This window comes from Brevibacillus sp. AY1, from assembly GCF_029870785.1.
GTDB lineage: Bacteria > Bacillota > Bacilli > Brevibacillales > Brevibacillaceae > Brevibacillus > Brevibacillus invocatus.
In genome coordinates, this window is record NZ_JAFLPN010000025.1 from 1 (window position 1) to 15152 (window position 15152).

At 48.5% G+C, this 15152-nt stretch carries 19 protein-coding genes; 4 read left to right on the plus strand and 15 right to left on the minus strand.

All coding sequences use genetic code 11. The annotated features are described in order from the left end of the window. Nucleotides 1-323: IS110 family transposase (locus JZI27_RS17760; RefSeq protein ID WP_280208487.1), on the minus strand; the 323-nt coding region annotated here is incomplete at its 3' end. Nucleotides 324-521: 198 nt separating this feature from the next. Between JZI27_RS17760 and JZI27_RS17765 the strand changes: the two genes are divergently transcribed. Further along, entirely contained in the window at nucleotides 522-893 is a 372-nt protein-coding gene (locus tag JZI27_RS17765) for a hypothetical protein (protein WP_251244367.1), read from the plus strand. A gap of 380 nt (nucleotides 894-1273) precedes the next feature. Here the strand turns inward: JZI27_RS17765 and JZI27_RS17770 are convergent, their stop codons facing one another. The 3 genes from JZI27_RS17770 to JZI27_RS17780 form a co-directional block, all read right to left on the minus strand. Continuing rightward, entirely contained in the window at nucleotides 1274-1618 is a 345-nt protein-coding gene (locus JZI27_RS17770; protein ID WP_280208488.1) for a DUF3139 domain-containing protein, read from the minus strand. Nucleotides 1619-2007: 389 nt separating this feature from the next. Next, nucleotides 2008-2352, minus strand: a complete 345-nt coding sequence (locus JZI27_RS17775) for a hypothetical protein (protein ID WP_251244365.1) — start codon at nucleotides 2350-2352, stop codon at nucleotides 2008-2010. 129 nt (nucleotides 2353-2481) lie between these two features. Beyond that, nucleotides 2482-2856, minus strand: coding sequence for a hypothetical protein (locus JZI27_RS17780; RefSeq protein WP_251244364.1), 375 nt, complete (start codon nucleotides 2854-2856; stop codon nucleotides 2482-2484). A 172-nt stretch (nucleotides 2857-3028) separates the two neighbouring features. Here JZI27_RS17780 and JZI27_RS17785 point away from each other — a divergent pair, with 172 nt between their 5' ends. Next, the gene (locus JZI27_RS17785) at nucleotides 3029-3166 is read left to right on the plus strand and encodes a hypothetical protein (protein WP_251244363.1); all 138 of its coding nucleotides are present in this window, start codon (nucleotides 3029-3031) and stop codon (nucleotides 3164-3166) included. Nucleotides 3167-4083: 917 nt separating this feature from the next. Then, nucleotides 4084-4299 carry a hypothetical protein gene (locus tag JZI27_RS17790; protein WP_251244362.1) on the plus strand — a complete coding sequence of 72 codons (216 nt, stop codon included), beginning with the start codon at nucleotides 4084-4086 and terminating at the stop codon, nucleotides 4297-4299. A gap of 161 nt (nucleotides 4300-4460) precedes the next feature. Here JZI27_RS17790 and nagA read toward each other — a convergent pair whose 3' ends face one another. The 7 genes from nagA to JZI27_RS17825 all read right to left on the minus strand — a co-directional run bounded on the left by nagA (nucleotide 4461) and on the right by JZI27_RS17825 (nucleotide 11208). Continuing rightward, entirely contained in the window at nucleotides 4461-5624 is a 1164-nt protein-coding gene (nagA, locus tag JZI27_RS17795; protein WP_251244361.1) for an N-acetylglucosamine-6-phosphate deacetylase, read from the minus strand. Nucleotides 5625-5682: 58 nt separating this feature from the next. Continuing rightward, nucleotides 5683-6750, minus strand: a complete 1068-nt coding sequence (locus JZI27_RS17800; RefSeq protein WP_280208550.1) for an NAD(P)H-dependent flavin oxidoreductase — start codon at nucleotides 6748-6750, stop codon at nucleotides 5683-5685. A gap of 2 nt (nucleotides 6751-6752) precedes the next feature. Then, a complete protein-coding gene (locus tag JZI27_RS17805) occupies nucleotides 6753-7805 on the minus strand; it encodes a VOC family protein (protein WP_280208489.1) in 1053 nt (350 codons plus the stop codon). A gap of 75 nt (nucleotides 7806-7880) precedes the next feature. Continuing rightward, on the minus strand, nucleotides 7881-8588 hold the full coding sequence (locus JZI27_RS17810; RefSeq protein ID WP_251244359.1) for an aspartate/glutamate racemase family protein: 708 nt from the start codon (nucleotides 8586-8588) through the stop codon (nucleotides 7881-7883). Nucleotides 8589-8608: 20 nt separating this feature from the next. Beyond that, nucleotides 8609-9076, minus strand: a complete 468-nt coding sequence (locus tag JZI27_RS17815; protein ID WP_280208490.1) for an SDR family oxidoreductase — start codon at nucleotides 9074-9076, stop codon at nucleotides 8609-8611. A gap of 3 nt (nucleotides 9077-9079) precedes the next feature. Further along, nucleotides 9080-10795, minus strand: coding sequence for an ABC transporter ATP-binding protein (locus JZI27_RS17820; RefSeq protein ID WP_280208491.1), 1716 nt, complete (start codon nucleotides 10793-10795; stop codon nucleotides 9080-9082). 38 nt (nucleotides 10796-10833) lie between these two features. Beyond that, nucleotides 10834-11208 (minus strand): stalk domain-containing protein, encoded by a 375-nt coding sequence (locus tag JZI27_RS17825; RefSeq protein ID WP_280208493.1) that lies wholly within the window; start codon nucleotides 11206-11208, stop codon nucleotides 10834-10836. Nucleotides 11209-11269: 61 nt separating this feature from the next. On the opposite strand from JZI27_RS17825, the gene JZI27_RS17830 reads away from it, so the two are divergent. Continuing rightward, complete coding sequence (locus JZI27_RS17830; protein WP_251244356.1) at nucleotides 11270-11455, plus strand: hypothetical protein; 186 nt, start codon at nucleotides 11270-11272, stop codon at nucleotides 11453-11455. 57 nt (nucleotides 11456-11512) lie between these two features. On the opposite strand, the gene JZI27_RS17835 is transcribed toward JZI27_RS17830, so the two are convergent. Genes JZI27_RS17835 through argH form a run of 4 tightly spaced genes read right to left on the minus strand, consistent with a single transcriptional unit; the run spans nucleotide 11513 to nucleotide 15036 of the window. Continuing rightward, the gene (locus JZI27_RS17835) at nucleotides 11513-11758 is read right to left on the minus strand and encodes a hypothetical protein (RefSeq protein ID WP_122908778.1); all 246 of its coding nucleotides are present in this window, start codon (nucleotides 11756-11758) and stop codon (nucleotides 11513-11515) included. Nucleotides 11759-11770: 12 nt separating this feature from the next. Further along, entirely contained in the window at nucleotides 11771-12517 is a 747-nt protein-coding gene (locus tag JZI27_RS17840; protein WP_251244355.1) for a PIG-L deacetylase family protein, read from the minus strand. A 21-nt stretch (nucleotides 12518-12538) separates the two neighbouring features. Then, the gene (locus JZI27_RS17845) at nucleotides 12539-13528 is read right to left on the minus strand and encodes an N-acetylglucosamine kinase (protein ID WP_280208498.1); all 990 of its coding nucleotides are present in this window, start codon (nucleotides 13526-13528) and stop codon (nucleotides 12539-12541) included. After that, nucleotides 13525-15036, minus strand: a complete 1512-nt coding sequence (gene argH, locus JZI27_RS17850; protein WP_280208499.1) for an argininosuccinate lyase — start codon at nucleotides 15034-15036, stop codon at nucleotides 13525-13527. The genes JZI27_RS17845 and argH overlap by 4 nt, the downstream gene beginning before the upstream one ends. Between the last annotated feature and the right edge of the window lie 116 nt (nucleotides 15037-15152).

Below are 15152 nucleotides of genomic sequence, written 5' to 3' on the forward strand. Positions count from 1 at the left end.
TGATGAGGATTCACGATAACGACTTTGATGTTTTCTCGATGCAGAAATTCGGCCAGTGGAAACCAGTAGTGTCCAGTTGGCTCAATGCCCAAGATGATGTCCGTCTTGGCGTATTGCCGCTGAAGCTCCTTCATCCACGAAACGAGTTTCGTCAGGCCAGAATGGTCATTGCCGAACACGCAGTCCTTACCAATCTCGATTCCGCGGAAATCGACAGCTCTGGCAACATGCGTTTTCTTGGCAATATCTGCACCGACAACAAGGGTTAATTCGGTAATTTGTTGAATACGTTGATTCTGCTTTTTCGATTGCCTATACTTCATTGTGGAGTGCCTCCTGTACGGGTAATTGTTCTTTGGGCGGAACGTTTCCCAGTTTACAGAAGGTGCTTTTTTTATTCAAACCCCAAATTCATTCATTACAGGAATGGCTCCTTTATGGACTAAATATTACCATCTAAAACCGTAGGAGGAAAGAAAACGAGCTCAATCGCTTTACAAAATGTGTAGGAGGTAAAGAAAATGTCTAAAAAACCAGTAGCGATAGAAAGTCCGTTTGCAGCGATGCGCGAGGTGAAGTCCCTGCTTGCAGATAATGACGAGGCATTCCTTGTTTATTCTGGCTATAGTGAAGAGTTTTACGTTTTAGAAGATGAATATGATGTCGGTGAATTGATCGGTAATCATTTCGACCGATCTGGCTATGACATCGAGGCCGAAAAGTTTATGAAAGAATACAAAATCTTGCAATATGTCGATTCCGATAGGGTTTCAAAATATCCAATCCTCTTTGAAAAAGCTGAGCAATCGAAATTGCACGGTGGCAAGAGTTATCACAGAAGCCCGAAAGAGGCAGGCTGCGAATACAGTGTGAGTTTTCACATCGCAACTTAACACGATAGTTAATGTGATAGACATAGTTACTCTCCGATTAGGTCAAGCAACGGCTCAATTTGCGACTTGTACAGCCAAATACTTATTGCTAAACACGTACAGAATGAAATCAGCAGGAAAATACTACTCTTCACAAACCTCTTCTCGAAAAAAGCAATGATTAATAAAGGAGCTCCTATCATAAAACAAACGAGTCCCAGCAAAACAGATGCAAAGAAGAAAAAAATTATCAACTTTTGATTTCCTTTCATAAATGGATAACAAAATAATAGCAAATTTGAAGATACTGGGGAACTGAGCGCCACTTATCTCATCGGTAAAATGAAAGACCGCCCCTCGTAGTTTTTGGGCGGCTTGAGACGACATTATTTGCTGTTAGTTTATTCCTTCTCTTCGTGTATAAACTGTCTCAATGGTTTATCAGTAATATCAAAAGCATATACCTGCTTAACGGTATTACCTCTCTTCTCATAATGGTATATAACATCAGGTTCATCTTGAAAAGTGACCTCAGCAACATAACGACCAGTAGCCTTAGAAAAATGTGTATTAATCGTCTTAATTTCATTTACACCATATTCTTTCTGGAGGAACAAGTAATCTTTTACAGAGGCATCAACAAAATATGATGAGATAGGGTTTCCCGTAAAGTTGTTCCATATGGCACCAACTATGATTAATAGCAGTGCGAGACAAAGCAATAAAACTTTTCTACTTCTTTTCATTAAATCCATTTCTCCCCTTGAATTTAGTAATTATTTACAGATAGTAGTTAAGACGGCAATTTAAATGAAAGGTTTCACAAAACACACGATTTGTTAAATGGGGGGCATGAAATGTTTAACGTTTACGATATCGACGGCTGTGAATTTGTAAAATGCTCAAGTGCCGGATACATGCTAGTTTCTTTCGATAGTGACGATTTTGGATGTCTAACGGGCAAGATTCGCGTTGTATACGCCGACGGTTCAAGCACAGCAATTAGTCTCGAAGAAGCCCAAGAGAAATTTAACTCGGGACATTGGAAAGTCATCCGTTGAACAAAACAATCGATTTGATAAGTGCCATAGATTGTTGTTAGCGAAAGGAAAAGATGAGATTGGTTCACTGGATATTAATCGACATTAATCATAGATCTAATTTCATCTGCTAGAGCTAACAATGTAGTCCATCTTGTAGAGGTTCTGAAAGCCTTTAAACTCCATTCATTTTCTTTCTGTAATTCCAAAGCCAACCGTCTTAATTCAGAACTTCTTTGCATCGTTTCGATATTGATAAACCCAGCATTCAATAGTCGTAGTAGGCTGCTTTCATGAAAAAAAGAAACTACACCAATATCGAACTGCTCAAATATTTCATACCCAACAACATCATCAGATGAATTGCGTAGATAGGAACCACAACTTTCAAGGGTATCAAGATAGAGATGAAAAAGTGCTTCAGTAGTTATTTCTCTCATCGTAATGTTACCTCCAAGATCTCTAACAGATAGTTTAGGTTTCTGTAAGAAATTTAATATTCCTCTGTTAACGATCAACATGTGAATCTTTTGAAAGGAAAATGTACACAAGGATTGTTTAACACAACATTACTTGTGGTAATTGAACCACAGCTCTTGATTAACCCAAATATCGTTTTGCTTGATCACCTTAGCAGTGGCAGCGCATTTAATCCCACTGTATTCATATGTAGCGATAACAGTATAGCTGCCGTCACTATTGTGAGTCACAGTTACGATATTGAAATTTTTGAGCCATTTATGGCCGCGAGGAATTTTCCATGATTCGTGTGCCTCACATTCATGCCTAACATGTTGCTCAAGTGTCCAACCTTTTCGGATCCAGTGATCGATCGAGTTGATGATGTCCCTGACTGGTGGCTTGGGAGGTAACACTATTGCATAAGTGTTTGTGGTAAAAAACGAAAACAAAAAGATGCCCAATAAGATAATCAATTTCCGCATCGAAAAGTCACTCCTTCATCAGTAACTTTTCCGGCTGCAAAGGAAAATATCAACAAAATCATTTAACAAAAGAGAAATTGTGATGAGGAGGATTTATTTCACCGTATCATTTTCGATGTAATTATGATTTGTTGTTCATAATAATCGATTGATTGGAAGGAGGAAACGATTCGTGGCATTAGACGAGCTAGGTAATGTACTGCGGGCAAAGGAATTGACAGGAATCGGTTCAGTTAACCCAAGGCGAATGCGAACGCTAATCCAGGTAGTAAAAGACCCTATTCACCCTGGAGAAAAGATTTTGCATTGAAGGATTCGGTTTCGCTTCTTAGCAAGCAGTTCAGAAAGGCGGGAATGACTGGGGAAAGCGAATGATGCTTGATGCTCGTGGGTTACAGTAGTATGAGCCTGCGCCAAACTTGATCAAGGAGGTCGTAGGAGTGGCATGTTGGGCAGGAGAGAAAGGAACAAGCGCCGTTTACAGGGCAAGGAGAAAAAAGATGGGGTCAAAAAAGCTGTGCGACAACTATATACCTTCTGCCATCCGAGCGACAACGTATAACGATGCGTAATTAAACTTCTGCTGACAAATGCAGAAGTGCTTTTTGAAAAACTTCAATTTTTGTATGGGCTGTCGCGAGCCAATGTGAACCATACTTCTAGGGATGATATTGGCTCTTACTGGCCGAAAATGGAGAACAATCGACACAATCATAAAATAGCCTTTTGCAGCGCTCTCACAAGAATAACTCGGAGTCCAGGATAAAATTTTGTTTATGATTTCTTGATCAGATTTCTTGGACCTGTGTGTTTCGAGAGATACAATAATATCCATAATTTCATTGTAATTAGTGGACAAACTTCCACCCCCTAGGACAGATATTCACATAATAATCAAAAAAGAATTTAACATCTGAGTGGGGAAGAGGAAATTTAAGGTATCATGCTCACTTTGGGTTATATAAACTTACCTCTTCAAGTTCTGACCAAAGTCCCTTTAAGCCAAAGGGTTGCATGTACTTTTTGAAATTAAGGCAATTCTCAGCAATTATCTCATGAGTGTTCCACATCGTGTCACATTCGTCACATATTAAAATCACTGAGCTTGTTGAAATTACCTTGGCTTTGTAAATAACACCTTGACCATCACAAAAAGGGCAATAAACCATTTGCAAAGCTCCTGATCTTATCACAATAGTTAGGGTGGAAAATGGATGCGTATCTTGAGTGAAGATTTTTCCCGAAAAAGATAGATGGTGTGTTGATCTGAAACCATTGCAGGGCACCATGGGAGCCGATCAAACTGCTGTCCCAATTTTAGAAGAGTTTCTCTCTTTTCAATATCATGACGGGTTACCCATATCAGATGAATTAGATGAAAAAGAGATAGAACATTTAGCTGAGCAACCACTGATGGTGTTTGTATATCACATCGTGAAATGAGTGTTACGCTAACGGATTCAAAAACAACAGCGGCAGTCTAAGACTTTTTTTCAGATCTTAGGTCACCGCTGTTTCATTTTTAGGTTTCAGTCTGCACCTTTATTTTCATAGAACACCCTTTACTCTACTTCGCCTTCCACTTCTTAATCTCTTGTATTTCTCTACCTACGATAGACTTCTTGCCCAGCCACAATCGTCAGGGTACTCTCAAATCGGTCATTCAGGACGGTTACATCTGCATCGTACCCCGCAGCCAGACGCCCTTTTTTTCCATCGATTCCGAGGATGCTTGCCGGGGTTTGCGAGGCCATCCGCACCGCTTCTGCCAATGGAACACCGCTTTTCTCAACCATATTGCCGACGGCCTGATTCAGTGTCAAGATACTGCCAGCCAGCGTCCCATCTGCCAGCTTGGCTTCCCCGTCACTGACATGCACCTCCTGGCCGCCCAAGTCGTACGTGCCTGCTCCGAGTGCAGCCGCCCGCATCGAGTCACTGATCAGCGCCAGCCGCTCCGCCGATTTGATCCGGTACAGAATCCGCATCACGGCAGGGTGGACATGAATACCATCCGCGATCAGCTCGGTGCTGAGCTGTTCATGAAACATCGCTGCCCCCACTACACCCGGTTCGCGATGATGGAGGCCAGTCATGGCATTGAAGCAGTGAGTAAAATGTCGGACGCCTGCATCAACGGCCTGCTTTGCCTGATCAAAGCTCGCCCCGGTATGACCAGCCGAGACGATCACTCCCTGCTCTCTGAGCCAGGAAATCGCCTCCAACGCGCCAGGTTGTTCCGGTGCTATCGTTACAACCTTGATCAGACCGCGCGCGATTTCATACAGATGTCTGACTTCTGCCAGGCTGGGCGCAGCAATATCCTTTTCATTTTGCGCACCTTTGTAGCGAGGATTGATCCAGGGTCCTTCCAAATGAATGCCTACGACCTCTGCCCCGTCCAGTCCCTTTTCGTTTACCGTGACGATATTTTGTAAAGCTCGCTCCAACTGATCATACGAAGCCGTCATCGTTGTAGCCAAAAATGATGTCACCCCGTAGCCCGTCAAAGCCTTCGAGATGGCCTGCAGGGACTCAGGTGTCGCATCCATCGTATCGTGACCTGCTATTCCATGCATGTGGATATCGATGAAGCCGGGACAAATCCATCCTTCTGCCACGTCAATGATCGAATCCGGCATTTCTCCCACGTAGTCGTCAGCAGTCCCTGCATATTGAATACTTTTTCCATGTACAAGTACCAAACCGTCCAGAATCTCTTTTCCGTCGGTTACGACCTTGCCCCTGAGCGCGTATATTACGTTCATTCTCCAACCCTTCCTCTCGCTGCCCATCTATCTATTCCGTTCAGCTGGATGTTGTTAACTACAATCGACTCCGTACCTGCTCAGTCTCTTCCACCAATCGCTGGATCAGTTCTTTGGCCGTGCAAGCCTTTGCCAGCGATGCTGCTTGCCCCGCCCACATCGACAAATACTCGCTTTTCTGCTGCTTGCTCGCGGCGGCACGAATGTCGCGGGTCAACGCGTTTTGTACTGGATAAGAAGGGAGCTCCTTCTCCAAAGGGGCCAACAGTTTCATAAAATGGTTCGAAACGCCCCTCGCTGCTTTTCCTGAAAAAGCGCGTGTGATCACTACGCTCTCATCGCTGGCTTCGAGGACTGCTCGCTTATGCAACGAATGGGCACCGCTCTCGGTACAGGTCAAAAAGACAGTACCCAGTTGAACGGCCTGTGCTCCCAATGCAAACGCAGCAGCGATTCCACGACCATCCATGATTCCTCCAGCTGCAATGACTGGAACGTTCACCCGATCCACGATCTGCGGCACCAACGCCATCGTCCCGATCATATTACTGGGAGCATCCGGCAAAAAGGAACCGCGATGTCCGCCTGCTTCACTTCCTTGTGCAGTCAGCATATCGACTCCGCTTTCCTCCAGCGCCACTGCTTCGCGCACAGTCGTTGCTGTTCCGATCACGGTCACGCCCTGCTCCTTCAGCTTTTTCATCCAGGCCTGATCCAGCATGCCAAAGGTGAAGCTGAACACAGGAACACGCTCTTCCAAAACGATGGCCATCTGCTTCTCGAACGGTTCCGTGAAGCTAGCCACGTCCGGATCCAGGGGAATGTCCAATTGGCTGCGGACTTCGTTCATGACACGGGATACCGACTCGGCGACCTTCTGATGGGCGTCAAATGGTTCGGGAATAAACAGGTTAACACCAAATGGTTTGTCCGTCTGTTCGCGAATGGCCCGAATGGCCGCGCGTATCTGCTCGGCATTCATATAGGCCGCGCCCAGGGTTCCTAGTCCACCGGCCTGTGAGACGGCAGCAACCAGCTCAGGAGTCGTCGTCCCTCCGGCCATGCCAGCCTGGATGATCGGCCATTGTATGTGCAAACGCTTTGCCAGTTCACTGTTCGACCACATGCTCATTCCACTCTTTTCCCCCATTCATGCGGCAATTCGTACTCCTCAATCAGTTCTATGAAATGGGCGAGCACCCGAGCTGTCATGCCCCAGATCACTCGTCCGTCGATTTCGTAAAAGAGATGCTCCAACTGGCCTGTACGCCACGGCGAGCGTCTCCCGCCAGGAATCAGATGAAACGGGAAATCCTTCTCTGGTTCCATGAACATCGTCACCCGATGTCTGGCTGGCTGCATGGAGCGGAACGTATCCAGCGGGATGATAAACACCTCTCCGACTTCATCGGGATTGGGATTCATCCCCTCGATCTGTTTCAAATATCCGACAAATGGATAGACACAGGAAGATCCTGGTCCCAGCAAGATATCCAAAGCTCCTATATATTCAATCTGATCCATCGGCAGACCAAGCTCTTCACTTGTCTCCCTCCGGGCAGTCGCCCAATTGGATTCGTCATCCTCTTCCTTGCGCCCTCCCGGAAAGCATATCTCATCTGCTTGTCTGCGCATCGTACTCGCCCGTTTTTCAAACAAAATACCCAGACGACCATCGTCCATCGTTACTAGGGGTAGCAGGACACTGAAAAAGCCCAGGCGCTGTTCTCCCATGATGCCTTGCTCGCGGTCTTTGAAGAGCTGGGCGATTGCCGTAGCCTCGCCACCTACTGCCGAAAAAGAATCCAGCTGATTTGCGATTTCGATGAGATTCTCATCCGGGTCGCGCAGATAGATCGAGAGCAGCGGCGCTTTTGCTCCCGTGCGCTGTACAGGTCCTTCGACGATTTCGACTCCGCATGCCGTTAGGTGCTGGAGCAGCTTCTCCATCGGCCATGAGGAGAGCAAGCACAGGTCAGCCGAGCCTGGTACAGGATGCTGAGCTTTTGGCTCCCATTCCTTGCCTGCCTGATGAAGGTTGATTTTTTGATTGCCGAACAGTAAAGCCTTTCTGTTTTCACCAAACGTGATCGATGTCATGCCCAGGACCCGTTCGTAGAATTGACAGGTAGCTTCGATATCTCGGACCGTGAGAACCAAGTGATCCAGACTGTCGATCATGTCATCATCTCCCATTTCCACCTACTGATCCTATTATAGCAGAGTTAGAGAATGAATCAGGTGCGATGACGTACCTTATCTCACGTTCTCAACAGTCAAAGCAGCTTCCACAGCCAGCTCCGCATGAATCGTCGTCGAATCAAAGACAGGAACAGGACAATCCTCCTGCGAGATCAAAAGCCCGATTTCCGTACAGCCGAGAATGATGGCTTGCGCTCCCTCGTCGATCAGTCGACGGATGATGGCTTCATACTTTTTCTTGGAGTCTTCCTTGATCACACCTTGGCACAATTCGTCATAAATAATCGCATGCACTGTCTGTCTTTCCTGTCCATTCGGCAGCAAGACCTCCAGTCCATGCTTGTCACGAAGCCTTCCTGTATAAAAATCCTGCTCCATCGTAAATCGGGTGGCGAGAAGACCGACTCGCTGATGCCCATCTCTCAAGATAGCGGCAGCTGTCGCATCCCCGATGTGCAAAAACGGAAGAGGAGTCGCCCCCTGAATAAAGGAAGCCAGCTTATGCATGGTGTTGGTGCAAAGCACGATGAAGTCGGCACCTGCCGCCTCCAGGCTTCGTGCAGCTTCCGCCATGCGCTCTCCAGCCTCGTCCCATCTTCCCTCTTTCTGCATGACTTCAATTTCGGCAAAATCAACGGAAAACAAAATACACTTGGCCGAGTGCAGTCCGCCCAGCTTTTCTCTGACAGCACGGTTTACCAGTTGATAGTACAATTGCGAGGATTCCCAACTCATGCCACCGATCAATCCTATTGTTTTCATTGTTTTCCCTCCCGACTGTTTTATCTCGATGTCTGACGAAATGAACGCGTCAGCATTCGCCGTGCTTTCGTGGTATCCAGGGATGTGTCCAAAGGTATTCCCAGCTTGCGCGCTTCGTCGGGCGCAAGTTGATTGTTTTTTATCAGTTCTTGATTCAAGCCTAGCATCCCTGCCATTTTCCAGTGAAACGAGTAGTAGCTTTCTTTTTCAGATGGGCCCAGATGGATCGTCCCGGTATACTCGCTATCAACCAACTCGTGCAAGGCCGCTGCCAAATCCTCTACATGGATAAAGCTTTTATACAGATTGCTTGTCCGCACTATTTCCTTGCCTTCCCCCAATAGCTGCATCATGGCTGACGTACGCTTGTCCCACAGTCCATTGCTGTTTTTCCCATAAATAGGCCCAAAACGCACGATAATATGATTTATATGCAGCTCGCGCATGAATTTCGTCTGTATAGGAAGCAAATCCTGCCTGAATCCCATCCCTTAACTCGAGTACTGCGCTTCATGGAGTCTACTGTAGATTCCACCGGAAGTGATCAGCTCCTGATGGTTGCCCTGCTCCGCAATTCCTTCCTTGTTGACAACGATGATTCGGTCAGCATTTTTGATCGTGGTCAGACGATGAGCAATCACAAGTGTCGTACGTCCTTCCGACAGCTCCGAGAGAGACTGCTGAATGAGGGCTTCAGTCTCGGTATCCAGAGCAGAGGTCGCCTCATCCAGTATCAGAATCGGCGGGTTCTTGAGAAACATTCGGGCAATGGACAAGCGCTGCTTCTGACCGCCAGAAAGCTTGACTCCGCGCTCACCGATGACCGTATCCATGCCATTTGGCAAACTGCGGATGATGTCCTCCAAAGATGCTCGTCTCGCGGCTTCCCAGATCTGCTCCTCGCTGGCGCTCAGATCGCCATAAGCGATGTTTTCTCGAATCGTTCCGGAGAACAAGAAGACATCCTGCTGGACGATGCCGATGTGCTTGCGCAGCGATTGCAGCTTCATATCGCGAATGTCGATGCCGTCGATGGTAATTCTGCCTCCTGTCACTTCATAAAACCGCGGCAGCAAACTGCAGATCGTCGTCTTCCCTGCACCAGAAGGACCGACGAATGCAACCGTCTCACCTGCATAGATCCTCAGGTTGATTCCCTTCAAGATGTCTCTTCCTTCATCGTAGCTGAAGGAAACGCCCTCGTATCGGATTTCACCTTTTACCGCATCCACATCCTTCGCATACGGGGCATCTGCGATCTCCGGCTCCGTATCCATGATTTCCAGATAGCGTTTGAAACCGGCAATTCCTTTGGGGTAGCTTTCAATGACGGCATTGATCTTTTCAATCGGACGGAAGAAGATATTGGACAAGAGCAGGAAGGCCATGAACTCTCCCATTTCCAATTTGCCCTGAATGAAGAACCATGCGCCGCAGATCATGACAAAGACCGTGATGAGGCGCATCATCATGTAGCTGACGGACATGCTTTTCGCCATGATTTTGTACGCCAACAGCTTGGTGTGACGAAATTGTTGGTTGTCGGTAGCAAACAGCTTCGCTTCGTGGGCTTCGTTGGCGAAGGATTGCACGACCCGAATGCCGCCTACGTTGTCTTCGATTCGTGCATTGAAGTTTCCGATATTGTCAAACAGCCTTCTGTAGGTCTTGGTCATGCGTCCGCCAAAAACGATGATCAGCCAGCCCATGACCGGGACGATGATGAAGGTCAGCAAAGCCAGCTCCAAATTGATATACGCCATGAGCGAGAACGAGCCGATCAAGGTCATGACGGCGATGAACACATCCTCTGGTCCGTGGTGGGCCAGCTCACCGATATCGTTCAGATCGTTGGTCATGCGCCCGATCAAATGTCCGGTCTTGTTGTTGTCAAAGAAGCGAAAGCTCAGCTTCTGAATATGCGCAAACAGCTTTCGCCGCATGTCGGTTTCGATGTTTACACCCAGCATGTGGCCCCAATACGTCACGATATAATTCAGTGCGGTATTAAACGCATAGATGGCGAGCAATGCCAGGCAGGCCAGCACGATGAGCGGCCAATTCTGACCCGGCAGCAGCTCATCGATAAATTTGCTGACGGCAATAGGAAAAGCCAGCTCTAACAGCCCGGCCACAATCGCACAACAAAAATCCAGTAGAAAAAGTCCTTTGTACGGTCTGTAGTAAGCAAAAAAGCGGCGCAGCATGTTGATTCACTCTCCCATTCGTTTCGACGCAGCCGTCCTTACTTGTCTATGATTCTTGCCTTGCTCGTCTGCGGGTCCCATTCGACCTGCATGCCCAGTGCTTCAGCGATGGCACGCAACGAAACCATTTGTTTTCCTGCAATCATTCGCGTAGGCAGCCTCGTGGTAATTCCTTCAGCAGTCATCTGCTCAGCCCCCTGCCGGGCAACGTCAGCATTTTTCCATGAGCGTACAGCCCGGATGATGCTCCACCATCCATATTCCCAAGGCGGCTTGTACGCCATAAGAAAACCTTTATCGGGGCGAAATTCAAGTCGTACATCGTTCAGGTTGATGCGGACGAATTGTACCGTTCTTTTTCCCGATGTGGTCGCAAAAGTTTGGAATCTTCCCACTTCAATAAACCAAACCATCTTAACACATTTTTCCACATATGATAATATGTCAGAAAAGGTTTAAAAAGGGGGGCTTACCATGCCCATGTGGGTGTTCCTCGTCTCAGTCATCGGTGGCATTTTGATTTTTGCTGTCAGCTACGATTGGTTTGCCCGACGATCGAAAAAAAGACCAAAGCTTCCTCCAGGAAAGTATGATCACGTATACACGGAACAATTGCTCCATGATTCCCGAGAGCAGATCAACAGAAATGAACTGATCTGATAAAACGTAAACGGCTGCCTTTTCACGGGCAGCCATTTCTTTTTGTATGTGCAGCGCTTAGCTTTCAAAAATCGCTGAAAGTGCTTTGTGTTCATCTTCTGCTTTCACGTAAATATCGTACTGAATGTGATCGGTCAGTGGAAAAAATTCTCTGTTATGCCCTCCGTAATCGCTAATCGTTCGCGTTCGAAAGCTCACCCCTGCTGCTTTTAGGCGGTATGCGACACGAAAATACGCCTCACTCCCCATTGCCGTATAAATCAGGCATTTATGCGAGGAGAAAAAACGAGCAAACAGACTCATTCATTCACCTCCTTAAAACTCGATCAGCGGAATGGCTTCCTTCCCTCTCTTCGGGTTCACGGGTTGGCCTTTGGAGCGGACGAGTGTATAGTACTCATAGCAGCCGATGACCCCGAAATCCCCATCGATTACGCCTGGATAAGCGCGATTGACCGAATAGACCTGACTCAGATGTGCGCGCAGCGCTTCCCCTTTTTGAAGGCGGAAACCAGAAATATCCACCTTGCCTGTAATTGGAACAGCAGGCTGCGGTCCTTTATCCGAACAATGATCATAGTAATGAGGAATAGAAACGTAATACAGATCGGGATACTCCTCTGCGGTCAACCTCCGCTCGGCCCGTTCTACCGCCAGCGTCGTGGCATGACAGGTAGCGATATGGTCTGGATGCCCAGTCACACCATCAGGTGGAAACGTAATGATCACCCCTGGTTTCCAGTCAAGTATGACATGCTCTATTTTCTCCGACAGCTCTTGAGGATCTACCGTAGCAAGTGAACCGTCTGGATAGCGAAAAAGCTCCAGCCTGCTGATTCCCAATACTTCGGCTGCGCGTCCCAGCTCCTGCTCACGATGTCGCGCAAGCTTCTCTCGGCAGGAGATGTCGTATGTCCCTGAACGCCCTCTGCAGCCAGATGTTACACAGATTAGACAGGTTTCCTGACCACGCTCGCGACACAGGGCCAACGTCCCTCCGCAGGCAAAAGACTCGTCATCCGGATGAGGAAAAATCATCATAATCTTCTTACATGCTGACATCGTTAACACCTCTCACACGATTCAAGGCTGGCGATCCAAGTACGCCCATCCTTGTGCAATTACCCCATAAATCGGATCATGCTGTGCATCTTCATACACGACTTCAGGCGCATAGCTGCTCATTTTTGCCATGATGCTGCTCCGTACACGCTCGTCATTTTGCAAGACGCCCCCCTGCAGGATCATCTGGAAACGCTCTTCTTTCATCCCCAACTGATCGATGACGGCCGTGGCTGCCAGATACAGCTCATCCCCCGCGCTTTGCAAAATGGCGATAGCCACCTCATCACCTGCATCTGCCGCCTGACTGACGAGCACAGACAGCTCGCCTACCTTTTCGATCGAGTAATGCTGGCTATACGTCCAATTAAACAATTCGTCGACTTGATTCAAGCCTACATAGGGGAGCAGCAGATCTGTAAGTGCCGTCTTTTTCCCTCTTCCATCCGCTGCTTTCAGGACGGCCATGATTGCCTGTTTGCCGATCCAATAGCCGCTGCCTTCATCTCCTACACGATGACCCCACCCCCCTGATCGGGAGGTTTCCTGTTTTCCATTGACTCCATAGGCGATGGAACCTGTGCCCGCGATCACCAGAACTCCCGGCTTGCCCCCCGTCGCTCCCAGCAATGCAGCGAAGCCGTCATTCTCCACGACGAGGTGCTGTACTTTTATCGAGAGTTGCTCAAGCACTTCTTGTACGATTCCGGTGATCACCTGGCGATCGTATTCCGTATCCAGACCAGCAATTCCCATGACGGCACATTCTACTTCCCAGACAGTGCCGGGAGCCGTCGAAGTTTCGTCCTGACCTTGGGCAAGAGCCTGTTCCTGCGCTTGCTGGATGGCGGATTTCAATTCCCGAACCGCTGCCTCCACGCCGATCCCCTGATAATTGCATGAACCTGATCGGCCAGTACCTACCACTTGTCTGGATTGATCCATCAGTACCGCCAGGCATTTGGTACCCCCACCATCTACGGCAAGAAGAGGAATCCGCACCGCTATCATCCCCCCACACTCCATTCGGCTGTGATCTGATCCAATTGCTGCATCGCATCTGCACAAGCCTGTCTTGCCTGCTGAAGCCACGCGCTTTCTGCCTGCAGTTCTTTTCTTCGCGCTGTGATCACTCGTCTGATCTCATCCGCATTCGGTCCTCCAGGCAATTTGCGAATCTGGACAAAATGGACAGGATCCAGCGCAAGGCGCAGCTCTTCCTCCGTAAGAAGCAAGGACTTGCCGATCACTTCTTTGGCTGCCTGATTCACCAGCTCGAGGCTGATCTGATCGGCTCGCAGTCCCGCCTGCATCGCTTCCTTGACGACGCGGCTGACGATGTGATGAGAGCCGCGGAATGAAAGGCGATCTGTTCGTACCAGCGTATCAGCCAATTCTGTGACCGTAGCAAAGCTGCCCTGGGCACGCTCAAGCAGTCCTTCCTTGTTCACTTCCATCGTACCGACTACACACGCCATGAGTCTGTACATCTGCTCCAGAACCGACATGCTGCGCCAGGCGTAGGGCTGCATGTCATCCTCTGTATCCACGATGTCGCCAAACGGTGTATTGTGCATCATCGTCAGAACTGTCGTGGCATTGCCGATACTGCTGGATAATAGGGAGCGCATGTGTTCAAAGGAGACGGGATTTCGCTTCTGCGGCATGATTGAGCTGATCTGTACGTAGGGCGGTGCCACCTTTAGAACCGCGAACTCCTGCGTACACCATTGCAGCATATCCTGGACGACCCGTCCCAGGTTGATCGCTGCGAGCTGCACTGCAGTAGCCACCTCGCCGAGATAATCGGCTCCGCACACCGCATCGTAGGAATTTTCCACCAATTGTTCAAACCCGAGTAATTCTTTCATCCGTTCGCGGCTGATCGCAAATCCGGATGTCGTTAAGGCTGCCGCCCCCATCGGACTGCGGTTGCAGGTTTGATAGGCATGAACCAAACGCTGGATGTCCCGACCAAGCATATCGGTTGCCGCCATCATGTAGTGGGCCAGTGTAGTCGGTTGGGCTTGCTGCGTATGGGTATACCCAATCATGATCGTCTCCGCGTGTTCCTCAGCGAACAACAGCAGGTGTTCTTTCAGATAGAGGGCCGAAGATAGGGTAACCAGCAGCTTTTCCCGCAGCACCATGCGGTAGATCGTGATCCCCATGTCGTTGCGGCTTCGAGCCAGATGCAGGTTTCCTGCTACATCCGGGGCCAACTCTAAAAGGCGACTCTCTACCTGAAAGAACAAATCTTCAAACTGCCCTGTGTACGTTGCACGGCGCAGCTCATCCAGTTCTAGCCCGTTCAGGGCACAAGCAATCCTTTTCGCTTCATTGTCTGTGATCAGTTCCTGTTCGCGAAGCATGATCAGATGCGCTTTGTTGATCGCCATCATCGGTCCAAGCAAATGGTTTTTCGCCTCGTTAAAGGCGGGCTCCAGCACCGCTTCCACATACGTTTTGCCAGGAAAGCCTGCTCCCTCTTGCTGAAAAATGCGCTCTTTGTAATTCATTGCTATTCGCATCTCCTCTCCTGCTCATGTCGGCTTGTATAGGAGGAGGGGCGACCATTGACGGACGCCCTTCCCTTGAGCCATGCGCTGCTACAGCTATCTCGCAGGAATCTCTC